Raw genomic sequence first — 24,727 nt, 5'->3', positions numbered from 1 at the left:
TTGAGAATGCAAACATAAATTATCAGATGCAAAGTTCAGCTATATTCCCACTTTTTTATCTTCCACCAATCAGCTATTTTTCTGGTTTAAAAGACTTTGAGGGTAATTTTATCATCGAGAAGGACGAACATTTTCCGAAACAAACTTACCGGAATAGGGCAAGAATATATTCGCCAAATGGAATTTTAGACCTTATAGTACCGGTAATTAAGGGTTCTAAGGTCCACACGAAGGTAAAAGATGTAAAGATCAGTAATGATTATAACTGGCAACGGCTCCATTGGAAGAGCCTGGAAAGCTGTTACCGCAATTCGGCTTATTTTGAGTATTATGAAGACGAGCTCGCTCATTTCTACAATACGAAGTTCGATTATCTTTTTGAGTATAATACCCAGCTGTTACAGTGGATGTTAAAACAATTAAAAAAGGAAACTTCTTTGCAGTTCACTGCTGAATATGATAAGGATATACCTGTAGAACTGGATTTCAGAAGCAAACTTCATTTTAAAAATACGGTGTCGGACACTGGCTTCAAACCTTATTTTCAGGTGTTCGACGACAGACATGGCTTTATACCAAACCTAAGTATAGTGGATTTGTTATTCAATCAGGGTCCACAATCCAAAGCATTTATTTGATTCTATGGCAAAGCATTCAAAGTATAAACGGAAACACAAACATTATTCTTTACCCGAGGCTGGCTCCAGTCCGGGTGTTATATATATAGCCAAAGATGCCTTAGAGCCCGTCATTAAAATTTATAAATACAATTCTGAATTCTATGAGGTTTCTGAACTTCATAATATAGAAGCAGTAAAAAATATCATCGCTGATAAACGATTTACCTATTGGATTGAGGTGAAGGGGTTTGATTCACGACAACTTTTTGAGACGCTCGCCATTGATTTTAATGTCAATAAGCTGATATTAGAAGACATCACGAGAACTTATCAGCGACCAAAAATGGAAGAGTATGATGGTTATGTCTTTGCCACCAGTCGCATGCTGTATTTTGATGAGGCAAAAAACATGGACAATATCCAGGTTTCTTTTATATTGATGGACAATGCTTTATTTACTTTCCAGGAAAACTATGAAGATTGCCTGGAGCCGATAAGAAACCGGCTTAAAGCAGGGAAGGGGAACATCCGGATTGCAGGTAGCAGTTACCTGATGTACGCATTGATGGACATCATCATCGACAGATATTTTGAGATATTGGGCCAGTGGGGTGAAGATCTGGATGCGATAGAGGACCGCTTGTTTGACAGCCCCGATAAAACTGTGATGTTTGATACTCAGGTTATAAAAAGAAACCTGATAGGGGTAAGAAAGGTGATCTGGCCTGAAAGGGATAAACTGAATGATATTTTGAGAAGCGACAGTCCGCTGATCACAGATCAGACAAAAATGTACATCAAGGATGCCTATGACCATTGTATCCAGATTATTGACATGGTGGATTCCTTAAAAGAGCTCTCTGTGAGCAATATAGATATGTACCTGTCATTCATCAGCAACAGGATGAACGAAATCATGAAGGTGCTGACGATTATATCATCTATATTTATTCCCCTGACATTTATCGCCGGTATTTATGGAATGAATTTCGCAATAGAAGATCCGGCTACAGGGAAAGTTTTGCCTAAAAATATGCCTGAGTTATACCAGGAAAACGGGTATTTATATACGATGATTGTAATGGGATTAATCGCCGTACTGCAAATCATATATTTCTGGCGCAAAGGATGGTTTAAATAGGACTGATTATTATTACCTTTAGCGTCGAATGCAGTCCTTCGAACTCGACAAGTCTGATGTATCTAAGATCAAGTTAGCCCTAACAGGTGATGATGAACAACTAAAAGTTATTCTTGAGGAATACCATGCCTCGGAAATAGCTATTTTATTTGAAAGTCTGACGAAAGAAGATAGACAGCGAATCATCAATTTATTGCCAGTTGAGGTAGCATCTGAAGTAATTTCAGAGATGCATGAAGAGTCGCACCCTGAGGAGTTATTACTTCAGATGCACCCGGACAAGCGTACAGAAATTGTAGAGGAGCTGGATTATGATGATGCCACCGACATCATCTCGCAACTAGAAGAGCACGAGCAAAAGGAAATTCTTGAAGACCTGAGTGAAGATGATGCTTCAAGTATTCGTAATCTACTGAGCTACCACGAAGAAACTGCGGGCGGTTTGATGAATACGGAATTCATCAGAATCAATCTGGACCTTACAAAAAAGGATGCAATTGATGAGATCATCAGGCAGAGCGAGGAAATAGAGGAATTCTATACCGTGTACGTTATTAATGATGAGAATGTTTTTCAGGGTATTGTATCCTTAAAAGATATCATTAAAGCTAAAGGAAACGTAAAGATAACAGAGCTTGTGAAGGCCGAGGTGGCCTGGGTACATCCGGATACGGATCAGGAGGAAGTTGCCAAACTCATTTCTCAATATAATATTACCAGTATCCCGGTACTCGACAACGACATGAAATTACTCGGACGGGTTACTTTTGATGATGTTATTGACGTTCTTGAAGATGAAAATACTGAGGACATCCTGAAGATTTCCGGGGTATCGGAAGATGAGGAACTGAGCGGCAACTGGGTTGAAGCTGTCAAATCCCGCTTACCATGGCTGGTCTTGAACCTGGGCACTGCTTTTTTGGCTTCTGGTGTTGTGCGTCATTTTGAACCCACAATCGAAAAAATTGCTGTTCTTTCTGCCTATATGACGATAATTGCAGGAATGGGCGGTAACGCAGCAACTCAGGCACTGGCGGTAACTGTAAGAAGGATATCTCTTTATGACCTTACTGACAATCAAGCTTACCGTACTGTATTAAAGGAATTTACAGTGGGGTTAATTAACGGTGCTGTTACGGGCTTAATCGTATTCTTATTTGCATTATTTTTTGACAGCAACCCCTTGTTAGGAGTAGTGATCTTTCTCGCTATGACGGGTAATTTATTGATTGCAGGGGTAACCGGAGCTGGTATTCCATTGATCTTAAAACGTGTCGGAATTGACCCGGCCATTGCTTCTTCAATTATTATTACAACATTTACAGATGTTTTTGGATTTTTGCTCTTACTAGGCTTAGCGAGCAAACTTTTATTATAACTTATTAAATACATATGCAACAAACTAAACACAACTGGACTAAAGAGGAAATATCAGAAATATATAATAGACCATTTTTGGACCTGGTTTATGAAGCCGCAACCATTCACCGCGAAAACAAAGACTATAACGAGGTACAGGTTAGTTCACTAATATCTATAAAAACAGGAGGTTGTGCAGAAGATTGTTCTTATTGCCCTCAGGCTGCTCGTTATCATACTGACCTTGAAGTACAGCCATTAATGCAGGTTGGCCAGGTAGTAAGCGCGGCAGTAAAGGCAAAGGAGGGAGGCGCTTCACGTTTATGTATGGGTGCTGCATGGCGCGAAGTGCGCGACAATCGAGATTTTGATCGTGTCATTGAAATGGTAAAAGCCGTTAACGACATGGATATGGAGGTTTGCTGTACATTAGGTATGCTGACTGAAAATCAGGCACAAAGACTAGCTGATGCTGGCTTATATGCTTATAACCATAATATTGATACTTCAGAAGATGATTACAAAAGGATCATCTCTACACGTACTTATGATGACCGTCTAAATACAATAAAAAATGTGCGTAAAGCAAAGCTTACTGTGTGCAGCGGCGGAATTATTGGTTTAGGTGAAACAGTTGAAGACAGGGTGTCTATGTTGCAGACGCTGGCAAATATGGCCGTTCACCCTGAATCTGTTCCGGTGAATGCGCTGGTTCCCGTAAAAGGTACACCCTTGGAAGATCAGCCCCGTGTACCGATTTGGGATATGGTCAGGATGATTGCTACTGCTCGTATTGTAATGCCAAATTCTGTGGTTCGCTTATCTGCCGGAAGAAATGAAATGAGTACACTTGAACAGGCATTTTGCTTTATGGCCGGAGCAAGCTCTATTTTTGCAGGAGATAAATTGTTGACTACGCCAAATCCTGCCTTTATTGACGACATGGCAATGTTTGAATTACTAGGATTAAAAACCCGTGATGCTTTCAAAAATGGCAGACCGTCTAACACACTTTCTCACAAGGAAGAGGCCGCAGTATAACTTATAAAAAAAGGCCCCCGATGAATATTAATTCATCGGGGGCCTTTAACATTGGTTTAAATTGCTATCACGCGGGTTTCTATATTTCCCTTTGTAGCTTTAGAATATGGGCATGCCCGGTTTGCCTTATCGGCTAGATGTTGAGCTTCTTCAGTTGTTATACCTGGTATGTGAACATCCAGATCAGCAGATAAAGCAAAAGCATTTCCATCTTTATTGAAAGATACATGCACTTCAACAGTCGCTTCCGCAACATCTACACCATCATGTTGGGCTACCGATCCCAACGCTCCAAGGTAACAAGCACCCCACGCAGCTGCGAATAGTTGTTCAGGGTTAGTAGCGCCGCCCTGACCACCCATTTCTTTTGGCTTTCTTAAATTAATATCCAGTATTCCGTCGTTCGACTTGATATGACCATCGCGACCGCCGGTAGCGATCACTGAGGCTGTATATAGTTTTTCCATAATGATGTATTATAATATTAAATTAGAACAATACATCAGGGACTAAAGTTTTTATATTTTGATCTTTTCAGACAATTTATAGATATCGTATGCCACTTTTTGAATGAGATCAAACTGCTCGCCAATGATAATTTCATCAGATTGAATATTGCTGGTGCTATTTATATTGCGACGTATGAGTGGCACATTGCTAATTAAACCGGTATTACTTTTAAGCATGTCTCCGGATAGATTTAGCAAATAGATTGTATTCTGAACTAAAGGCTTTAATTCGTCAAAATTTGAGAATACAAACTCATGTTCTTTATTATAAAGCGAAAGTGTGGCAATATAAGAGGACAATAAATGATTGAGCGCAGTAAACTGATGAAGTTCAGTCATTAGTATTTGCTTACTCTTAGGTTCAGAGAACATTCGCTGAAAAAGAGAAGCAAGGTTGGCTGTTGTTACGTAAACTTCCTTTCTGGCAACTTTATAATTAGTGAAATCAGTAACAGGTTCAACATAAAGAAATGTTACCTGTTCGAAGTAATTCATATTTGCTTTTAGTGTATCCAGCATAGCTTCTTTCAGCTTTTCGTGTTCCCAGTTAGGAAACAATGAATAACTAGCTAATAGCGCAATACCAGAACCAATTAACGTATCATAAATTCTTTCTCTTGCAACTGATAAACCACCCATGCCCAAAAAGTCAAATAGCACTAAAATGTACGGGGTCATAAAAAGAACACTTACGACATAGTTTTTACGTTGAAAGCTGTAGCTGCCAACCATACAAATCAGCAAAATTATGAACAATACGTTCTTGTCATGAATATATACGAGTATACCCATACCTATAAAAGCACCAATAACAGTACCAATCAGACGCTCATAATTTCTTTGCTTTGCCAGACTAAAACCTGGTTTTGATATCACAAGAATTGTTAAAAGAATCCAATAACTATGAGAAAAGTTCAACGTTTTTGCTACAACAAAACCAATCAACATTACAATTGCAACCCTTAATGAATGTCTGAATGTGGCCGAACTAAACGTTAAATTTTCAGAAAGAAGTTTAAGATCTATGTTTTGTCTGGTAACAAATTTCTCAACATCTATTTTTCTCGGCTTCAGGTTTTTCTTCTCGTTCTTATTGAAATACCCATTTATAGTTTTAACCCGTGAAAGAATATTTTCAATATTTACCTCAATATTTTTTAAAGCAATAATCCCCAGAGTATTGTATTTTCCATCTGTATTGTTTTTCTCCAGATCAGTGATTTCTTGCTTCAATTTCGCCACATCATCTATCAAAGAAGTTGGTAGGCTAGGGGTGCCTCCGGTTTTTAGTGAGAATGCAATATCCTCTAACTCATCAGCAATTTTTATGATAACAGATTCATAATGAGACAAAATACCTGAAGCATCAAACTGCTCATGTAGCTGTTTGTAATTGTAATAGGTAGACATTACTTGTTCAAATAAATCAACCATATCAACAAACACTAGCAAAAGAAATCTCCCTTCAGGAGTAGATTCTCTTACAATCTCCCTGGTCCTGAATAATACCTCCCTAACAGCATCCTGTTTTTCGTGAACCAACACCTGCAATTGCAATAATTCCGCATAATTATCATCGTAATTAATATTCTGATGATAAAATTTGGCTTTTGCCCTTAGAAAATCGCTCACTTCATGTATAGAATCGCTCAATATCTGCTGAACAAGTCGATATGGTCTGATTCTATAGAAAAAATAACTCAGCAAAGTATACCAGACACTTCCAATAAAAATAAGTAATGAATAAAACAAAACCTCATTCCAGGGTCTTATATCATCTATACTCAAGACCATAATCAGTAATGTTGCCGTGCCAATAGATGCTGCTCTAAGACCGTACAGGAAAAACATGGAGAATATAAAGCTACATACGACAAGCAGAATTCCGGTAAAATAGACGTTACTGTTGGTCAGGCCGACAACGACTGAAATTAATGTAATGAGGCTCATTGTGATCAACATCGCATTTCGACGATGAACTATAGGACCCGGAGTGTCAACAACACTTACACATAATGCGCCTAGTGACAATGTCATACCGTACTGGAGCATACCAAATTGCGCCAGGATTAGAGAAGGACAAAGCACACCCAAAGTAATCCGCAACCCGTCAGCGAAATATGTGCTGAGCAGAAAATCATGAATGCTTCTTATCGGGCGATTGATCATCATATAATTAGCGTTATTATTTTATCAGATTTTGCTAGGATTCAAAAATTAAACCAATAGCTGAGATTATTGCAAAATAATCAAACAAAAAGACGATATCAACAGTTTCTATAAAAGAAAGTACAAATACCTAACAAACTAATAAGTCACATAATTAATATTATGTTAAGTAATATATTTTACTTCTATTTATCTGCAGCGTATAGCTTCCTCCCTAAAATTCTTCTAGTTTAGATTTCAATTCCTGAACTTTATCCAGTTTATTCTTCCTGGTATAAATGTCGATAAGCAACTGAACAGTTGACTTATCATTTTGGTTAATTTCATGAGCTTGCAATAATGCAATTTCAGCTCTGTTTATAAATGATGAGAATTTCTGACTACCGTCTTTACCAGATTTTAAAGCTTCATTTGCTGAGTCCACATAAGCCAAACCCAACTGATAAATTGCATCAAAATAGTTTTCATCGATATTTAAAGCTTTACTATATGATAATGCTGCGGTATTATAGTTTCCGCTATTCTGATAAAGATATCCGTATAGGAAATAAAGCAACTTATTGTTTTTATCGACTTTAAGTGTAGATTCTATAACATGGATAGCATCAGTATATCTTTCATTATCCAATAATAGATTGATATAGTCATTTGTTAGATTTATATCTTCTCCGTTGAGCTTCAGTCCATCCTCTATTGTTTTTATTGCAAGATCATGGTCGAATTTAGAAGTATAAATATTGGCAAGATTCTGAAAAACAACCGGGTTCTTTATTCCTGCCTCTTTAGCTCGTTTAAAGTACTCAAGAGCTTTATCAAAATTCCTGATATTCTGTGCGGCAATAGCCGTATTGACAGCCAAAGTTGTATCTTTTGGAAAAAAGTCACTCACTTCTTTAAGTGAATTAAAGGCAGTTGTAAAATCGTTATTTTTAAAGGCAGAGTTTGCTTTATCCTGCTTCTTGATATTAATGTTATATACAGATGCATATATTAAACGTGTATTTGCCTGGAATTTATCTATTCTTCTTGCAGAATCAATAGCGGCTACAGCTAGTCCATAATATTTATCTGAATTTCCTTCGTCTGTATCTATGATTGAAATGTAGGAACTCAAATATGCTTTTATAGCCCAAGTCTCAGGCCATTTCTTGGTCTTCTTATCATTTTGAGCAGTTTCAATAGCTTTAAGCCCCTCTCCTAGTATCGACAATTGTTTTTTAGTGTCCTGCTTGTTGGTAATTGCAAATTGTAATTTACCTATGCTATTCCGTGCGATTTGCAACTGGCTTTTTTGAGAGAAAGCCATATTGCAGCTTATTAATACTAAAAATGCACAACCGAAAAAAGATATCTTGATCATAGTATACAAACTTAAAAAAAAGAGGGATAAAATATCCCTCTTTTCCAATTCAATGAATTTGTTGTTTATTTCTGGATTTCTTCCAGCTTTTTCTTTGTCGCTTCAAAGTTTACTTTATCTTCTTTGAAACCATAGATGATTTTCAGATTTTCCAGAGCACTAACGTTCTTAGGATCAATATCAAGAGCCGCTTTATAATATGGGATTGACTGATCAATAAACTTAGTCATCTTAACACCTAACTCATTAAACTCCTTGGTTTTCTTAGCATCTAAAGCATTTCTTTGATTCTGAACAGCTAGAGCTTGTTTATAATAAGTATCACCCATCAGGTACTGATAAGTTGCATTTTTAGGATCTTTTTGAATAAGTTTAGTCAGCATTTCCTGAGATTTCTGAATATCTCCTCTCTTAATATAAATATCCGTTTCAAGACCTATGAAGTAAGGATTCTCAGGGAACTTAGCACCTGCTTCCTGCAATAACGTCAAGCCCGCAACACTATCTTTCATTTTATCGAATGTAATACTGACGATTTCTGAATATAGAATTGAAGCATCTTTATAACCAAGATCAATAGCTTTTTTGAAGTTACTAACTACCTCAGGGTAGTTTTTAATTTCTTTTGCTACTACCCCAGTATTTACATACATTGACGTATCATTAGGATTTTTCTTGGTTATTTCCTTAAAAGCGTCAAAAGCTGTAGCAAAATCTTTCCTCTGATAGGCAAAAATACCTCTATTTCTAACTGCGTTATCGACATTAAGTTCCGCATCCTGAATATTTGTTTTCTCAGCCCCCTTGGTATCTAAAGTTTTAGCTTGTGCTATAGCTTCTTCTGCAATCTTCTGATTCGCTATTGAATTTTTAACATCTAATGAATCTACCAAAGATATCCTTGAAGAGAACAATGCCCTGTATGACCAAGCCTCTGCCATAACTTTAGATTTCTCATTTGCGATGGCTTTATCGGTATGAGCTAAACCATCATTTAGCTCTTTTAAGTTTTCAGCTAATGTTTTGGCTTTACTTATGCCTAATAGTCCCCAGGCGTTCTTAGCTGCCGTGACCTCACTCTTTTGAGCATTTGCAAGTGAAGCAACACCTACAAATAATACACTTAAAAGTATCTTCTTCATTTTATTTATTATAGATTAACAATTATTTTTCTTCTTCAGTTCCTTCTTCCTCCTCGTCATCTGCGCCGGTTTCGTCAGTTTCTTCTGTAGTATCAACTTCCAGTTCCTCTCCATCAGCTACTACATGGCTTTCAACAACCTCATCTCCTTCAACTTCTTCCTCCTCATGTTCTATTCTGGCCACAGAAGCAATTTCATCATTACCCTTCAAATTAATCAGACGAACACCCTGAGTTGCTCTTCCCATTACTCTAAGTTCGCTAACAACGATCCTAATGACGATACCCGATTTGTTGATGATCATCAAATCATCTGCATCAGTAACATTTTTAATAGCGACGAGGTTTCCGGTTTTTTCAGTGATGTTAATTGTCTTTACACCTTTTCCTCCTCTGTTAGTAACGCGGTAATCTTCAATGTCAGTACGTTTTCCGTAACCTTTTTCTGAAACTACCAGTACAGTTGCTCCCGGATCATCCACAGCAATCATGCCAACTACTTCATCTTTGTCATGCGCAAGGGTTACACCACGTACACCGGTAGCAGTTCTTCCCATAGGTCTAACCTTCTCTTCATTGAAGCGAATAGCTCTTCCTGAGCGCAATGCCATCACGATTTCGCTTGAACCCGTTGTTAAACTTGCTTCAAGCAACTGATCGCCCTCGTTGATGTTGATTGCGTTAATACCATTTACTCTTGGTCTTGAATATGCCTCCAAAGAAGTTTTTTTAATTGTTCCCTTTTTGGTACACATGATAATGTAATTATTTTCCAGGTATTCCTGATCTTTAAGATTTTTAACCTTAATAAAGGCTTTTATCTTTTCCTCTTTAGGAATATTGATGATATTCTGAATTGCTCTTCCTTTACTCAAGCGGCTTCCTTCAGGAATTTCGTAAACCCTCAACCAGAAACAACGTCCTGCTTCTGTAAAGAACAACATATAATTATGATTTGAGGCAATCAATAAGTGCTCAATGAAATCTTCATTTCTCGAATCACTTCCTTTAGATCCTTTACCACCTCTGCCTTGCGTACGGTATTCTGTAGCCGGAGTACGTTTGATATATCCTTCGTGAGAAATGGTGATTACCACTTCTTCATCTTCGATAAAGTCTTCCATACTCATGTCCTCTGCTGAGTGTACGATTTGAGTTCTGCGCTCATCACCGTATTTCTCTCTCATCTCAGTCAATTCGTCTTTGATGATCTGCATACGTTTGCCTTCATCATCCAGAATAGACTGTAAGTATTCGATGGTTTTCATCAATTCATTGTACTCATCTTTGATCTTATCACGTTCCAGACCTGTCAACCTGCGGAGCGTCATATCAAGGATAGCTCTTGCCTGGATATCGGACAAGCCAAATTTCTCCATCAAACCAGTTCTCGCTTCTTCAGGAGTATCAGAATTACGGATTAATTTAATTACTTCATCAAGATGATCAAGCGCAATCAGTAAGCCTTCTAATATATGCGCACGCTTTTGGGCTTCTGCAAGTTCAAATTTAGTTCTGCGGATGACAACCTCATGTCTGTGCTCTACAAAATAGCGGATCAAATCCTTCAAATTCAACATCTGCGGCCTGCCGTTTACTAGTGCAATGTTATTTACACTAAAAGAAGTCTGCAGTGCAGTTTGCTTAAACAGGTTATTTAATACAATCGAAGCATTCGCGTCACGTTTGATTTCATAAACAATACGGATACCATCTTTATTGGACTCATCCTTAATGTTGGAGATACCTTCTATTTTTTTCTCGCCAACTAACTCAGCAGTACGCTCAATCATCATTGCTTTGTTTACCTGGTAAGGTATTTCAGTAACAATAATAGTTTCACGATCTTTTGTAGCCTCAATTTCAGCTTTGGCACGCATTACAATACGTCCCCTACCAGTTTCAAAAGCTTCCTGAACACCTGTATAGCCATAAATGATAGCTCCTGTTGGAAAATCAGGTGCTTTTATGTGTTTCATCAACTCAGGAATAGTTACTTCGTTGTTGTCAATGTAAGCGATAGTCGCATTAATCACTTCTGTAATGTTATGCGGTGGCATATTTGTAGCCATACCTACGGCAATACCAGATGACCCATTGATCAGCAAGTTTGGTACTTTAGATGGAAGCACCGTGGGCTCCTGTAAGGAATCATCAAAGTTCAACTGAAAATCAACTGTATCTTTATTGATGTCGGCAAGCATGTCTTCGGCTATCTTTTGAAAGCGTGCTTCGGTATAACGCATTGCTGCTGGAGAATCCCCATCGATAGAGCCAAAGTTTCCTTGTCCCTCTACCATTAGGTAGCGAAGACTCCATTCCTGGGCCATCCTTACCATGGTATTATACACAGATGCATCCCCGTGCGGGTGATACTTACCAAGCACCTCTCCAACAATACGTGCAGATTTTTTATATGGTTTATTATTTGCTAATCCCAGGTCGAGCATCCCGTATAAAACACGGCGGTGTACCGGTTTTAATCCATCCCGTACATCAGGCAAAGCCCTTGATACGATAACCGACATCGAATAATCGATGTAAGCGGATCTCATTTGCTCGTCAATATCGATTCTAATTATTTTGTCGTTTTCTTGATTTTCTAAATCTTCTGCCATAAATATTAATGTTCCTTAAGAACGATTTAAATGTGGTATTCTTATAACCTTGCGAATCTAATAAAAAATGCGCCATTAAGGCGCATTGTGGAAAAATTTTAACCTATAAATTCAGGGTGACTTTTAGCCTCTTAAGCCCATTCAATCCCCTTTTTTAACTTGCTTAACGTAAATGCTTCGGCACTACCTTCAATAGGCTTATGATTATAAACCCATTTTGCCATCGGTGGCAAACTCATCAGAATTGACTCGATTCTTCCGTTCGTTTCTAAACCAAATTTAGTACCTGCATCATACACTAAATTGAATTCAGCATATCTGCTTCTGCGCAGATATTGCCACTCCTGTTGGTGTTCGCTATATTCTGTATCTCTGTTTCTATCAATAAGTTCCGTGTAGGCAGGAATGAATGTATTACCCACTGCAATTGAAAAATCCAATAGCTGATCGAACGAAAGTCCAGTGTTTTCAGGTTTCAATCTATCATAAAAGATACCGCCGACACCACGGGTTTCTTCCCTGTGTTTAATGTAAAAATAATCATCAGCGTGTGTCTTAAATTTAGCATAAAACGATGCGTCAAAAGAATCGCAGGTTTGCTTCAGCAGGTGATGAAAATACCTTGCATCTGTATCAATTACATAATGAGGTGTTAGATCTATACCCCCACCAAACCAACGGGTTTGTTCATCCATTTCGAAATACCGGATATTCATATGAATGATCGGTACAAAAGGATTATTGGGATGCATTACTATGGACACACCGGTGGCAAAAAAATCGTCGCTCTCCACGTTAAACGCCTTCTTTACAGCATCAGGAAGTTTTCCATGAACGGCAGAAAAATTCACGCCGCCCTTTTCTATCACATTTCCATGTTGCATGATGCGGGTACGACCGCCACCTCCGCCATCTCTTTTCCACAATTCTTCTTCAAATTTGGCTTTGCCGTCTGCAAGTTCCAGACTCTTACAAATTTCATCCTGAATTTGCTGGTATGCCGCTACTACTCGATCTTTAAACACCATTTCATTAAAACTATCCCCAAAGTTAACCTTAATAAAAAGGCATTAGGCTTAAAATTGCAGATAGTACATTTTTTTGACACTATTCCTCTATAAAATTCAAATCGCGGCCGTAAGTTTCGTCCAGGTTGTACAAAGCGATATAAGCCATTCCTACAGTCAGTACCGCGATGCATAAAGCAGCATTAATAATACCCATTTTGGCCAGTAAAAACTGGAATAAAATAGTTACCAATATTAAAGATCCCCTTACCATATTCGGTACGCTTGTAGTTACAGTTGCCCTCAAATTTGTACCAAACTGTTCGGCAGATATGGTAACAAACACAACCCAATACCCTGTAAATAATCCAAAAAACACACATAAGGTGTAAAATCCATTTGCTGTCCAGCCGGTGTTTAACAAATAAACGAGCATGGCACAAAATGTAAGCGTAATAAATATAAAGACAATCTTTTTTCTGGTTTTAAATACCTGACTCAATGCCCCGCTTAAGAAGTCGCCCAAAGAAATCCCGATATAAGTAAACATCACTCCTTTACCATTGTCCAAAACATCTACAGCATGTAATGCTTTACCAAATTCAGGGGCTATCCCCACAAGTATCCCTACTACAAACCATAGGGGAACAGCAATTAAAATACAGTTCAAATATTTAAAGAAACGTTTTCTGTTAGAAAACAGCATTAGAAAATTTCCCTTCACTACATTCTTTTTTGACATATTTTCAAATAATCCAGATTCAAAAACACCGAAACGCAACAGTAGTAAAAGTATACCCAAACCTCCGCCCACAAAAAATGCAGTACGCCATTCAAATAGATCACCAACTATATACGCCGCTACAGCACCCATTAATCCAATTCCCGCTACCAGCATAGTACCGTAGCCCCTTTTTTCCTTACTCATACTTTCACTTACCAAAGTGATACCAGCGCCGAGCTCGCCTGCCAGTCCAATACCAGCAATAAACCGCAGTGCTGCATACATAGGGATACTCGTTACAAATCCATTGGCTATATTGGCAATTGAGTACATGATAATTGAGCCAAACAATACAGAAAGGCGCCCTTTTTTATCGCCTAGAATCCCCCAGAAGATACCTCCGATTAACAAACCGGCCATCTGCCAGTTCATCAGGCTAAGACCGGTTTCGGTTATCTTATCAGCCGGAACTCCCAGTCCTGAAAGACTTTTATTTTTAATAATAAGAAATAGCAGCAGATCGTAAATATCTACAAAATAGCCTAGTGCGGCCACAAGAATCAAAAAGAACACATTTCTTTTTTTCTCAGCTTCGGTCATAAAATATTTGTTTGGTTGATGAAAGTACAAACAATTTTATTGACGCGAAAAAATATTCAATAAAAAACGCGCATCGTACAATCCTGTACGTGCGCGTTCATTTAACCTTATTTACTATTACATTGGTTTCACTGTTGTATCCGGTGGCATAACTTTAGTTGTGTCCACCACTTTAGTGGTATCTATTGGTGTCATCGTAGTATCTACAGTCGTGCTATCCGTAGTATCTGATACATTTTTTGTTGAATTGCATGCTGATGTGGTTATAATTAATGAACCTGCAAAAGCAAGACTTAAAATTATTTTTTTCATAGGGCTGTGTTTTAATTGATTATGATTTTTCATAGCTTCAATTATTCAACAAAAAGCCCGACTGAAAGTTTTAAAAAAAATAATTTACACTTAATGATGCATTTTCAGTTTATCTAAAAGCTCTGCTGAAATATTCTCCGCATATGCTCCATAAGCATCTATAAGCACGCCTTTCAGATTACCAACCGGAGAAGATATCGCATAAATGACGGCACTGTCGTCCGGATCATTCATTCCCTCAAACCTGTAAAATTCATCGATTTCAAATTCCTCAGGCATCAGTTGAATGTCAATAGCCTTACACTCAATAAAATCCTCAGTTAAGATGAAATCATATTCATAGCCGCGTTCTTCAAGACCCGCGACTGCAGCCGTAAGTGTGTCATATATATACATATCCTAATTTAATGAAAAATTACTTTATGTTCATATTTAAAATTTCATAGTTCAATAAACTTTCTGATATTTAAGCATCATGGTTGTATCAGAGAAAACCCTCAAGTGGGGCTTGTGTTTATATCCCCCTCTATTATTTCAGCGCATTTGGATAAAAAGATTCCATAAGGGGTTCAGGGGTGTCGACGTTAAAATCGCCAAAAGCCTGTTCAACAAAAACTACAACGGTTCCATATTTGGTGGAACAATTTACGCTGCAACAGATCCATTTTATGCCATATTATTTGATCAGTTGCTGCAAAGGCAAGGTTTTAAAGTACGTGTATGGCTTAAAAGCGCTTCAATCCAATACTTAAAACCAGGCCGAAGTAACCTCTATTTTACGGTATTAATTACCGACGATATGCTAAACGAAGCAGTTGAAGCGTTAAACACTACAGGGAAGTTTGTAAAAGCTTACCCTATGGAAATTACAAATAGCACAGGCGAATTGTGTGCTACGGTAATGAATGAAGTTTATGTAAGAAATCTGCACCAGGGAGAAGAATCACGCATCGCTTATTAACGCTTTAAAATCCGCAAAATGAATATCAGGAGACTAATTTTACAGGGCGAAGGTACCACACTGGATTTTAAGAAAACCATCACCAGCAACGAAAAAATAGCTAAAAGCTTAGTAGCTTTTGCCAATAATAAAGGCGGACAATTATTAATCGGAGTAGCAGACGACGGCTCTATTAAGGGAGTGAAGTCTGAGGATGAAGAACGTTACATGATCATCAAATCTGCACACCAGTTCTGTAAACCTGCTATAGAACCTGAATTTGAAGAAATTTACGTCGACGATAAGCTGGTACTAGTAGTAAGCATCGCTCCCAGCGACACAAAGCCGCATTACGCTCTTGATGAAAATAAGAAATGGTGGGTGTATTACAGGGTAAAAGACAAAAGTATACTGGCGAGTAAAATCCTGATGGATGTCATCAAAAAAGGCAACGATAAGACTGGACAACTGATCACTTATACCGATCAGGAAAAAAAACTCTTTGAATATCTCGGCAAGCAAGGAAGAATTACGCTAAAGGAATTTAGCAAACTAACGAGAAGCTCTTATAAACAAGCTCAAAAGATTCTGGTCAGTCTCATTATAAGCGGTGTAATCAGACCACATATTTCTGAAAAAGAGGAATACTTTACAACAGTTTAATGTAATATAAATTCACAAAATCTTCAATTCAACACAAAAAACCCGACTTTTGCCGGAATGTTAACGAGCCTTTATAACAAGTACAAACCGTATTATGCGGATAACCTACGCCTTGCTATGCCTATTGTTGTTTCTCAAATAGGCCATACTCTTGTACATCTTGCAGATAGTGTGATTGTAGGGCATTTCGCAGGCACGATCCAATTGGCGGCAGTATCGTTAGTCAACAGTCTCTTTATGCTGATCCTTGTGTTAGGGATGGGAATCGCCTATGGCCTCACTCCCCTGATCGCACAGGAAAATGGCCGTAAAAACTATGATGAATGCGGCAAATTATTATCCAATAGCCTCATTATCAATTTCCTAATATCACTCCTTTTATATGGGTTTGTGCATCTCGGCACCTTATTGATCATAGATCATATTGGCCAGTCACCGGAAGTTGTTGCCTATGCAAAACCATACCTTGGTTATTTAGGGATATCTATCATCCCCTTGATGATCTTCCAGACTTTTAAACAATTTGCGGAAGGATTGGGCTTTACCAAGCAGGCCATGTTTGTTTCCATCTGGGGAAATGTCATCAACATTATCCTGGGAATTATATTTGTGAAGGGAATGTTCGGTATCGCCCCAATGGGTGTCAAGGGTGTTGGTTTAAGCACGCTGATAGACCGTACATTAATGGCTGTCGCGATGTCTGTTTATGTGATGCGCTCCAAACACTTTAAAATTTACATCGAGAAATTCAGAATTGGGTTTATCGATAAAGTAAGGGCATTTAAGATCGCAAAAATCGGAGCGCCTGTGGCTTTACAATACTCATTTGAAATCAGTGCTTTTAGCGGAGCGGCCATCCTGATCGGAACCATAGGCGCTGTAGAACAAGCTGCTCACCAGGTTGCAATAAACCTCGCAGCAGTAACCTATATGATGGCCAGTGGAATAGCCTCCGCTGCAACGATCAAAACCGGAAATAACTTTGGCAAAAGCAACTTTACCGACCTTAGGCGTTCGGCAATAGCCAGCTATCATGTGATACTTGTGTTTATGAGTACTACAGCCCTGTTTTTCATCCTGGCAAATACGATATTGCCTTATATCTATACCGAAGACATCGCAGTAATCAACATCGCCGCGCAATTGCTGATCATTGCCGGCTTCTTTCAATTGTTTGACGGTACCCAGGTAGTCGGATTAGGTGTACTCAGAGGCATTGGCGATGTAAACATCCCTACAATCATCACCTTCATCGCCTACTGGGTTGTCGGGATACCACTTGGCTATTTACTCGGTATTACCCTCGGGTTTGGTGTAAACGGGATTTGGTACGGACTTACTTTTGGACTACTTACCGCTTCTATCCTACTGTTCTTCAGGTTCCAAAACAAGACCAGACTGTTAACCAAGTAGCACCAAAGACTATTGTTTTTAATTAATACTACTAGATCGATAGATTTTTTGATTTAAAATTTTGTTTATTCAAAAAGTTGCCTTAATATTGTCGACTAATTCGATGGATTTTATATTGTCGGATAGGAATCAATAATGAACACACAGGACAATCAAGCGAGAACTACACTAAACCACGGTAAAACACAGGAGAGAAAATGGAAAAGGATTGCCTATCTATGCCTCATTATTCTTGCTGCATTATTTGTGGGCTATGCTCTTTATGCTTATATCAGCTATGATTCTGTAGTCGCTTTTGCACAAGATACCTACGCCCAAATAGATGAAAAATTCCTATGGATGCTCCTGGTTGGCTTTTTTGCACAGCTTGTTGATGGCGCACTGGGCATGGGCTATGGTGTGGTATCTACTACCCTGCTTTTGTCCGGCGGACTAAACCCCGCAGTCATTTCAGGAAGTATCCATACTGCAGAGATGTTTTCAAGCGGTGCTTCCGGTTTCAGTCATTATCGTTTTGGCAACGTCAACAAAAAGCTATTTAAAACATTGCTCGTTCCAGGTGTTCTGGGTGCTATAGCAGGCGCTATTTTATTGGGCTATGCTGGCGAGGCATTCTCCACATACATCAGACCGGTAATATCTGTTTATACATTACTCCTTGGCATCAGGATTCTGACCAATGCCTTTAAAGAAAAGCAAAAACCTCAGAAGGTAAAACGTGCAGGATGGCTTGCGGGTGCAGGAGGTTTTCTGGATTCTTTTGGCGGTGGCGGATGGGGACCATTGGTTACATCAACATTAATCTCTAAAGGGCGTACACCAAAATATGTAATTGGCTCGGTCAGCTTAACTGAGTTTTTCGTGACTATGGCCAGTGCGGTCACCTTCTTCTTCATTCTTGGTGTAAGCCACTGGCAGTCGATATTAGGACTTATCGTAGGAGGAGTCATTGCAGCTCCAATCGCAGCCCGTTTGGTCGGAAAACTACCTATTAAAAAAATGTTTATTGGAGTGTCAATTATTGTCATCATATCCAGCATCCGCATTATCTGGATGTCTGTGACAAAACTATTGTAGAAATTGATAAATTTGCCGTTAACAACGCTAATGGCAAATCTATCTCTGAAACAACAAATCTCGAAAAACTTTAGTAACTATAAGTGGTTCCTGCATCTCTTGTTTTGGTGTTCTATTTCAGGCGTTTCGCTATTGCAAATGTTCAATCAAGGCATGTTTAAGCCTACGGGAACAGCGGCAGATTTCATTCCTTATCTTTCATTTACTTTTAAACTGATTACTTCGCTATTGGCATGCTATGGCTTCCAGTTTGTCGTGATGCCTGTTTACAGGCGAAGTAAGCCTCTTTTTTGGGTATTAATGTTTGCGCTGCTGATATTTGTATTTTTATTGCAGGCAGTCCTGATCAAATTACTATACCTGGGTTTAAGCGCTCAACCGGCGGCTAACGGTGCAAATTTCCTCTCTATCATCTCTACCAGTCTGCCGCGCTACACACTGGTCTTTTTCTTCTTCGTCTCATTCTATTATTTTGTGGACATCCATGATCAGCAGAAAGAAATCCAGCGGTTGGCGAGGTTCAAAACACAAAAGATCGCACTCGAAAGCAGTTTCCTCAAATCCCAGGTCAACCCCCATTTCCTCTTCAATACCCTCAATAACATCTATGCATTAAGCTTAAAAAAATCAAACGAAACACAGATTGTTATAGAACGACTGGAGTCGCTGCTTTACTACATGCTGTATGAATGTAAAGCCGATCTGGTACCGCTAGACAATGAATTTACATTTACCAACAGCTACATAGCACTCGAAAAACTGAGGCACAGGGAAGAAGAATGTAAAGTAACCGTTCAGATTACAGGTGATACTACGAATAAAAAGATCGCCCCTTTATTACTCATCAACTTCCTGGAAAATGCTTTTAAGCATGGAACCAAATCAAGTTTTGGAAAGTCGTGGATCAATATGGATGTCAACATACATCCCAGGTTTATACATTTCAAATTACAGAACAGCAAGCCTTTCCGGCCTAGCGGACAGGCCATTACCGAATACAAAGGTGGCATAGGACTTAAAAATGTAAAGAGACGCTTAGAAATTCTATACCCCGGCAAACATCAGTTGAGTATCAACAATTTAAAGGATCGTTTTGAAATAGATCTGCTGATTAATTTTTAAATGAATGACAGATATTGTACAAATAGAGATCAATAAAAAGAACCGCTGGGTATACTTCGCAAGGTATCGCTGGGTGGCACATGTCATCTACTGGATCTGGGTTTTGATTGTCGGTACGATCCTTACCGTAAAAGAACCAATTACACCCACAATTATCCTGCACAGCTTTTTTCTTGATAATCTACTAATTGCAGCCTTCTATTACATTTATTGCCTATACCTCATACCCTATTTTTTCAAAAGGAATAAGAACATCCTGTTTTGGTCGCTGGTCATCTTTTTCTACCTCAGCATTACAGCAATCGATGTATTCTATCACGACGCCATTGTAAAGGATAGTTTTGAAAACCCCTTCCTGAGCAAGGATGACGGATTCCTGGAAAAATACGTCGCCAACCTTGGTGGCTACCTGCTCAACTTTGTGGTCTTTGTAATCATGCTCTTGTTTATGGAGAAAAATGAGGAAAACCACACACTTCTGGAACTAGAAAAAGAAAAGAAAGAAATAGAAAAGGTAAAACTCGACTTACTAAAAACCAATATTAGTCCGGATTTCCTGATGCGATCGCTGACCCAACTCAAACAATCTGCTACTCAACAGGAAAGTACCACTCCGGATGCGATCCTTACCTTCTCTGACCTGCTGCGTTACAGGCTTTACCGTGGAAGACAACAAGATGCGCCCTTAGCAGAGGAGATCCAGGCACTACAAAGCTTTATCCATTTCATCGACCTGAATCACTCAGATAATAACCTGACCGTCCAGATGAACATTCAGGGCAATACTGAACATAAAACGATTGCTCCCCTATCGCTCATCAACATCATTGAACCTTTCTGCAAGACAAAAGCGAAGAAAGAGGTCGTGTTGGAATTGATCATGCTGATTGAAGACGACCATTTACTGCTTGAAATGCACTATAGCACAAATGCCGATGAGGCCCTGGTCAACGACCTCAACGACTACGGAAAAAACTACAAACAACTGTATGGCGACAATGTACGGTTCGAGTTTGAAAATTGCGAAGACGAACGTTGCACGATCAGCCTTACATTGCCTATTTCACAATCCTCGCCTTCACACCAAGGGTAAACCAAGAACCCGGCATAGGCACTGCTCCAGCTTCAATATATTGAACATCAAACAGGTTCGATCCTTCTGCATAAATACTATACTGTCGCTGATTAAAAGCCAGTCTGGCATCCATGGTCATATAGTCCTTATAATTAATCCGCTCACTATAGCGGGTAGTTACGGTAAGTGATACCAATTTGTATAAATCAGCACTTACAGTAGTGCTCAACTGGTTCCTTAAACTTTCCAGCGCATAGCGCGAAAAAACAGCTGTAGGCAGGGTCTTTTTAAAACTCGGATCCAGGTTCGTGTAAGAAGCACCCAATCTTAAACCACTCAAAGCAGCACCATCGATTTTTAACATATAATCACCGCTCAAAGTAAACCCTTTAGTATTTACCTGACTGAAATTCTGCGGCTGCCACGGATTGGTTTGTATCTCCTTTACCCAGTCGATGAAATTGTCTATCCTTCTTACAAAATAACTTGCGTTGAGTGCCAGATGCTCATCATTATACTTCAATCCACCTTCCGCATATTTCGATTTTTCCGGCTTCAGCTGATCGTTGCCAATGTTCGTTGGTCCTTTGTAATATAAATCAGTATAAGTAGGCAGTCGCTGTCCTGTACCTACATTTGCAAATACCCTCCAGTTGCCATAAAAGTTATAACCAGCATCCATACCCGGAAAAGCCTGCCAGCCATAGTCAGAATTGTAATTCGTATAAGCGCCGACGTTTACCAGTAAACGAGCGATAGGCTCAAACTTAAACTCTGCAAAAACCCCTGCATTGTTACGGTTTCGCTTACCCAGATTGGTACTGTTTATGCGCTCTGTACGGGCTTCCAGTCCCAGTCCAAAAGCACCAATACTGGTCTGGATCGTATTACTAAGCTCCGCATCAAATACATTTGTCTGGTGATGATTATGAAATTTATCAGGAGTCTGTTTGATGTACAGGTAGTCATCTACATTATTCCTGTAGCTGATCCTAGGGACTATTGTCCAGTTTTCAGCCAGCTTGGTAGTATAAGAAATGGAGGCCAGCACAGTTTTTACTGTCTCTTCAGATTCCTTATCACCCGGAGATGAATAGAAACCATTGGCTCCGAAATTATTGTGAGTATATCCTCCCAGTACATCAATCACGTCTGTCTTTCCAACTACGTATTTTCCCTGGTAATATACTTTTTGATTGTTAAAGGCGGTATTGTAACGATACCCATTACCGGCTTCCTGTCCGGCAGATAAAGAATGACTCGAGCCATTCAATACCAAAGTGCCACCTGCACGAACGCCGTAGTTGTAATAAGTATCACCAGAAACATTATCCTTAAAACTACTTCCCGCAAATACATGTGCTGAAACACCTGTTTGCTGCGCAGTTTTGGTCACGATGTTGATGGCGCCTGTAAGTGCATTGATACCATATACCCTTGATGCAGAGCCACGTAAAACTTCTATATGATCAATGTCATCTATAGCAATCGGCAGGTTCATCATGTTATGTCCTGTCTGCGGATCGGAAACTTTAATCCCGTTGATCAGCACGAGCGACTGGTCAAACGTCCCGCCATCTATGCTGATATCGGCCTGCAAACCACCCGGGCCACGCTGACGAACATCCACTCCAGAAATATAGCTTAATAACTCACTTACAGATCTGGCTGGCAAACTCTTGATCTTTTCCCGGTCTATGATCCAAATATTCCTGTTTTGCTTCGAAAAGGGCAATTGCAGCCTGTTTTCCTTTACAATTACTTCATTAAGTTTTTTAACAGTGTCCTTTTGATCTCCTTGTTGCGCCTGGACAGCAAACACCCCACCGAAAATTAACATGGATAGTGTCAGATTTTTCTTTTGCATCGTTATTTATTTTCTCGTCGGACCAAATATAGTGCCTTTACAGCATCTGTGTTACACATTAAGGTGCTTTTCAATCGAAAAAGTGTAGGCTTAAATAGCTTACATCCTCTGTATTACCTACTTAAATTAACGTTTAATTAACATCCGGATCATTTCTTTGTAATCATATGAAATGTAGTACCCCTATTTCTTTAACTATCCTCCTCTGGCTATTTCTCGTTTCGGGGCCTGTTGTGATGGCTCAAGAAATCAAAGACGACTTCGTATCCGGCGGTAAGGAAATGAAAAAATTCAGCAAACCAGATTTGCTGTTCCTGCAACTTAAAAAAGAAAGTGCAGTGCATGCTGCCAATGGCGACTTAGCCGCACAGGCACTAAGTCTAAGAAAGATGGCTGAGCTTTGTTACCACCTGGGCCATTATAAGCGCGCGCTAGAATATTACATCGACGCGGCAAAATTATTTGAGAAAACCAAAGACAACAAATTACTGGCTTACAATTATTTAGAATTAGGCACCCTGCATTATTACAACAGAGATACTGTTCAGTCTGGCAAGTGCTACAAGGAAGCAATGGTCATATTTCGAAAACTTAAAGACCAGCAGGGAATCGCGACCACCCTGGCAAAAATGGGTCATCTTCTTGAAAAGAAGCAACAATACAAAGCAGCTTTCGACTATCAGCAGCGTGCACTTAAGCTTTATTCGGCTATTGCCGACAAAGCCGGAATGGCGAAGGCCTATGAAAATCTGGGCAGCATATATGAAGACCTTGCAAGGTACGAGCAGTCTATGTCCTATTTCCAATCGGCACTCCAGTTGTATCGGGAAACCGGGGAAGATATTGCTTCTCTGGAAGTGGGCAACAACATTGGCGACATCTACCGCAAGACCAATAGATATGAAAAAGCGCTTCAGCAATATTTCGAGGTTCTAGCCCAGGCAAAAAAACAGGATGAAATGTACCAGACCAACTCCGCCTACCGCGACATTGCCAAGACCTATCACCTGATGAGAAAAAATGATCTGGCATATACCTATTCAGAGGAATCCCGCGCCTGTCTGCTACAGATTTATTCTATGGAAGGCAACAAACAAATGGCCTTTATACAAGCACTGAACGATGTAGAAAGAAAGAACAATGAAATCAGGGAACTGCAAAATGCCAGAAAAATCAATAGCATCATCATCATTGCCGCTATAGTGGTCACCCTGTTATTGGTATTTTCCGTATTGCTGATCCTCAGCCGCCAGCGCATCAAACTCGAAAACCTCGAAACACAGCGCCAGCTTATGGAAGCCGACCTTCGAAACCAAAAGATGGAAGAAACACAACTAAAATTTGATATAGAGGCCCGCTCCAAGGAACTCAGTACTCAGGTGCTTCACGTTATCCAAAAAAACCAATTGCTGGAAAATCTTAAACACCAATTGGAAGAGATTATTAAAGATGAAAAGCGTGACCAGAAAAAGCAACTCCGACAAGTGATCCAGCAGATCAACCTCAATTTCAACAATGACAGTTACTGGCTGGAGTTCAGGCAATTGTTTGAGAAAATACATCATTCCTTTTTTGATAAGCTCAACCGTCGTTTCCCTGGACTCACCAGCACAGACCTAAAGTTGATTTCATTGCTGAAGATGAACATGGATTCTGGGGACACGGCCTCCATGTTGGCCATATCACAAGACAGTCTGCGCATAGCCAGGTATCGCCTCCGCAAAAAGCTCAACCTCGACCAAGGAGAAAATCTTGTAGCCTTTTTACAATCAATATGAGCGGCCAACATTAAGTAAACCTTTCGTTAACAATTAGATAACGGATATTTAAATCAACACAAGATACTAATAAACAAGCACTTAAGATTATAAGTTAACTTTCTATATACGCTAAAAGTCGACTTGTATACTTTTAATAACAACAGAAATTTGTATCCCTCCGGCAACAGTGACACCTTGCGGCAACAAAC

The 24,727-nt window shown here is 39.3% G+C and carries 21 protein-coding genes; 11 read left to right on the top strand and 10 right to left on the bottom strand.

The window, feature by feature from the left end:
* The first annotated feature begins 26 nt into the window (after positions 1–26).
* From FA047_RS05135 to bioB, 4 genes are read left to right on the top strand one after another with little or no spacing between them, the layout of a single operon-like run.
* Positions 27–638, top strand: coding sequence for a WbqC family protein (locus FA047_RS05135; RefSeq protein ID WP_136834891.1), 612 nt, complete (start codon positions 27–29; stop codon positions 636–638).
* A 4-nt stretch (positions 639–642) separates the two neighbouring features.
* A complete protein-coding gene (gene corA, locus FA047_RS05130) occupies positions 643–1,761 on the top strand; it encodes a magnesium/cobalt transporter CorA (RefSeq protein ID WP_136834890.1) in 1,119 nt (372 codons plus the stop codon).
* A 28-nt stretch (positions 1,762–1,789) separates the two neighbouring features.
* The gene (gene mgtE / locus FA047_RS05125) at positions 1,790–3,139 is read left to right on the top strand and encodes a magnesium transporter (RefSeq protein WP_136834889.1); all 1,350 of its coding nucleotides are present in this window, start codon (positions 1,790–1,792) and stop codon (positions 3,137–3,139) included.
* Positions 3,140–3,153: 14 nt separating this feature from the next.
* A complete protein-coding gene (gene bioB, locus FA047_RS05120; RefSeq protein ID WP_136834888.1) occupies positions 3,154–4,161 on the top strand; it encodes a biotin synthase BioB in 1,008 nt (335 codons plus the stop codon).
* A gap of 56 nt (positions 4,162–4,217) precedes the next feature.
* Here the strand turns inward: bioB and FA047_RS05115 are convergent, their stop codons facing one another.
* The 9 genes from FA047_RS05115 to FA047_RS05075 form a co-directional block, all read right to left on the bottom strand.
* The gene (locus FA047_RS05115) at positions 4,218–4,628 is read right to left on the bottom strand and encodes an organic hydroperoxide resistance protein (protein ID WP_136834887.1); all 411 of its coding nucleotides are present in this window, start codon (positions 4,626–4,628) and stop codon (positions 4,218–4,220) included.
* A 51-nt stretch (positions 4,629–4,679) separates the two neighbouring features.
* Entirely contained in the window at positions 4,680–6,842 is a 2,163-nt protein-coding gene (locus tag FA047_RS05110) for an FUSC family protein (protein WP_225872632.1), read from the bottom strand.
* A gap of 211 nt (positions 6,843–7,053) precedes the next feature.
* Entirely contained in the window at positions 7,054–8,145 is a 1,092-nt protein-coding gene (locus tag FA047_RS05105) for a tetratricopeptide repeat protein (protein WP_225872631.1), read from the bottom strand.
* 119 nt (positions 8,146–8,264) lie between these two features.
* Positions 8,265–9,341, bottom strand: a complete 1,077-nt coding sequence (locus FA047_RS05100; RefSeq protein WP_136834885.1) for a tetratricopeptide repeat protein — start codon at positions 9,339–9,341, stop codon at positions 8,265–8,267.
* A 22-nt stretch (positions 9,342–9,363) separates the two neighbouring features.
* Positions 9,364–11,958, bottom strand: coding sequence for a DNA gyrase subunit A (gyrA, locus tag FA047_RS05095; RefSeq protein ID WP_136834884.1), 2,595 nt, complete (start codon positions 11,956–11,958; stop codon positions 9,364–9,366).
* Positions 11,959–12,089: 131 nt separating this feature from the next.
* Entirely contained in the window at positions 12,090–12,986 is an 897-nt protein-coding gene (gene hemF / locus FA047_RS05090; RefSeq protein WP_136834883.1) for an oxygen-dependent coproporphyrinogen oxidase, read from the bottom strand.
* A 79-nt stretch (positions 12,987–13,065) separates the two neighbouring features.
* A complete protein-coding gene (locus tag FA047_RS05085) occupies positions 13,066–14,289 on the bottom strand; it encodes an MFS transporter (RefSeq protein WP_136834882.1) in 1,224 nt (407 codons plus the stop codon).
* A gap of 117 nt (positions 14,290–14,406) precedes the next feature.
* Positions 14,407–14,601 carry a coproporphyrinogen III oxidase gene (locus tag FA047_RS05080; protein WP_136834881.1) on the bottom strand — a complete coding sequence of 65 codons (195 nt, stop codon included), beginning with the start codon at positions 14,599–14,601 and terminating at the stop codon, positions 14,407–14,409.
* Positions 14,602–14,691: 90 nt separating this feature from the next.
* On the bottom strand, positions 14,692–14,997 hold the full coding sequence (locus tag FA047_RS05075; RefSeq protein ID WP_136834880.1) for a phosphoribosylpyrophosphate synthetase: 306 nt from the start codon (positions 14,995–14,997) through the stop codon (positions 14,692–14,694).
* A 79-nt stretch (positions 14,998–15,076) separates the two neighbouring features.
* On the opposite strand from FA047_RS05075, the gene FA047_RS05070 reads away from it, so the two are divergent.
* The 6 genes from FA047_RS05070 to FA047_RS05045 all read left to right on the top strand — a co-directional run bounded on the left by FA047_RS05070 (position 15,077) and on the right by FA047_RS05045 (position 20,909).
* A complete protein-coding gene (locus FA047_RS05070) occupies positions 15,077–15,562 on the top strand; it encodes a DUF4442 domain-containing protein (RefSeq protein WP_136834879.1) in 486 nt (161 codons plus the stop codon).
* Positions 15,563–15,580: 18 nt separating this feature from the next.
* The gene (locus FA047_RS05065; protein ID WP_136834878.1) at positions 15,581–16,204 is read left to right on the top strand and encodes an AlbA family DNA-binding domain-containing protein; all 624 of its coding nucleotides are present in this window, start codon (positions 15,581–15,583) and stop codon (positions 16,202–16,204) included.
* 57 nt (positions 16,205–16,261) lie between these two features.
* Positions 16,262–17,617 carry an MATE family efflux transporter gene (locus tag FA047_RS05060; protein ID WP_136834877.1) on the top strand — a complete coding sequence of 452 codons (1,356 nt, stop codon included), beginning with the start codon at positions 16,262–16,264 and terminating at the stop codon, positions 17,615–17,617.
* Between the two features lie 135 nt (positions 17,618–17,752).
* The gene (locus FA047_RS05055; protein ID WP_136834876.1) at positions 17,753–18,694 is read left to right on the top strand and encodes a sulfite exporter TauE/SafE family protein; all 942 of its coding nucleotides are present in this window, start codon (positions 17,753–17,755) and stop codon (positions 18,692–18,694) included.
* Between the two features lie 30 nt (positions 18,695–18,724).
* The gene (locus FA047_RS05050) at positions 18,725–19,816 is read left to right on the top strand and encodes a sensor histidine kinase (protein WP_136834875.1); all 1,092 of its coding nucleotides are present in this window, start codon (positions 18,725–18,727) and stop codon (positions 19,814–19,816) included.
* Between the two features lie 4 nt (positions 19,817–19,820).
* Positions 19,821–20,909 (top strand): histidine kinase, encoded by a 1,089-nt coding sequence (locus FA047_RS05045; protein ID WP_136834874.1) that lies wholly within the window; start codon positions 19,821–19,823, stop codon positions 20,907–20,909.
* On the opposite strand, the gene FA047_RS05040 is transcribed toward FA047_RS05045, so the two are convergent.
* Positions 20,875–22,758: a TonB-dependent receptor plug domain-containing protein gene (locus FA047_RS05040; RefSeq protein WP_136834873.1), complete on the bottom strand. Its 1,884-nt coding sequence runs from the start codon at positions 22,756–22,758 to the stop codon at positions 20,875–20,877. The two genes, FA047_RS05045 and FA047_RS05040, sit on opposite strands and share 35 nt — an antisense overlap.
* Positions 22,759–22,925: 167 nt before the next feature.
* Between FA047_RS05040 and FA047_RS05035 the strand changes: the two genes are divergently transcribed.
* On the top strand, positions 22,926–24,536 hold the full coding sequence (locus tag FA047_RS05035; RefSeq protein ID WP_136834872.1) for a tetratricopeptide repeat protein: 1,611 nt from the start codon (positions 22,926–22,928) through the stop codon (positions 24,534–24,536).
* Positions 24,537–24,727: the final 191 nt, after the last annotated feature.

This window comes from Pedobacter frigoris, assembly GCF_005116445.1.
In the GTDB taxonomy this organism is placed as follows: Bacteria; Bacteroidota; Bacteroidia; order Sphingobacteriales; family Sphingobacteriaceae; genus Pedobacter; species Pedobacter frigoris.
This window is presented reverse-complemented; position numbering and strand designations above follow the sequence as displayed.

Bases quoted from the DNA above. Each gene is read 5' to 3' on its own strand.
- FA047_RS05070 (WP_136834879.1), top strand. From the start codon at position 15,077: ATGGTTGTATCAGAGAAAACCCTCAAGTGGGGCTTGTGTTTATATCCC.
- FA047_RS05075 (WP_136834880.1), bottom strand. From the start codon at position 14,997: ATGTATATATATGACACACTTACGGCTGCAGTCGCGGGTCTTGAAGAA.
- FA047_RS05060 (WP_136834877.1), top strand. From the start codon at position 16,262: ATGTTAACGAGCCTTTATAACAAGTACAAACCGTATTATGCGGATAAC.
- FA047_RS05105 (WP_225872631.1), bottom strand. From the start codon at position 8,145: ATGGCTTTCTCTCAAAAAAGCCAGTTGCAAATCGCACGGAATAGCATA.
- FA047_RS05100 (WP_136834885.1), bottom strand. From the start codon at position 9,341: ATGAAGAAGATACTTTTAAGTGTATTATTTGTAGGTGTTGCTTCACTT.
- FA047_RS05045 (WP_136834874.1), top strand. From the start codon at position 19,821: ATGACAGATATTGTACAAATAGAGATCAATAAAAAGAACCGCTGGGTA.
- FA047_RS05085 (WP_136834882.1), bottom strand. From the start codon at position 14,289: ATGACCGAAGCTGAGAAAAAAAGAAATGTGTTCTTTTTGATTCTTGTG.
- FA047_RS05050 (WP_136834875.1), top strand. From the start codon at position 18,725: ATGGCAAATCTATCTCTGAAACAACAAATCTCGAAAAACTTTAGTAAC.
- bioB (WP_136834888.1), top strand. From the start codon at position 3,154: ATGCAACAAACTAAACACAACTGGACTAAAGAGGAAATATCAGAAATA.
- hemF (WP_136834883.1), bottom strand. From the start codon at position 12,986: ATGGTGTTTAAAGATCGAGTAGTAGCGGCATACCAGCAAATTCAGGAT.
- gyrA (WP_136834884.1), bottom strand. From the start codon at position 11,958: ATGGCAGAAGATTTAGAAAATCAAGAAAACGACAAAATAATTAGAATC.
- FA047_RS05110 (WP_225872632.1), bottom strand. From the start codon at position 6,842: ATGATGATCAATCGCCCGATAAGAAGCATTCATGATTTTCTGCTCAGC.
- mgtE (WP_136834889.1), top strand. From the start codon at position 1,790: ATGCAGTCCTTCGAACTCGACAAGTCTGATGTATCTAAGATCAAGTTA.
- FA047_RS05035 (WP_136834872.1), top strand. From the start codon at position 22,926: ATGAAATGTAGTACCCCTATTTCTTTAACTATCCTCCTCTGGCTATTT.
- FA047_RS05115 (WP_136834887.1), bottom strand. From the start codon at position 4,628: ATGGAAAAACTATATACAGCCTCAGTGATCGCTACCGGCGGTCGCGAT.
- corA (WP_136834890.1), top strand. From the start codon at position 643: ATGGCAAAGCATTCAAAGTATAAACGGAAACACAAACATTATTCTTTA.
- FA047_RS05040 (WP_136834873.1), bottom strand. From the start codon at position 22,758: ATGCAAAAGAAAAATCTGACACTATCCATGTTAATTTTCGGTGGGGTG.
- FA047_RS05135 (WP_136834891.1), top strand. From the start codon at position 27: ATGCAAAGTTCAGCTATATTCCCACTTTTTTATCTTCCACCAATCAGC.
- FA047_RS05065 (WP_136834878.1), top strand. From the start codon at position 15,581: ATGAATATCAGGAGACTAATTTTACAGGGCGAAGGTACCACACTGGAT.
- FA047_RS05055 (WP_136834876.1), top strand. From the start codon at position 17,753: ATGAACACACAGGACAATCAAGCGAGAACTACACTAAACCACGGTAAA.
- FA047_RS05080 (WP_136834881.1), bottom strand. From the start codon at position 14,601: ATGAAAAAAATAATTTTAAGTCTTGCTTTTGCAGGTTCATTAATTATA.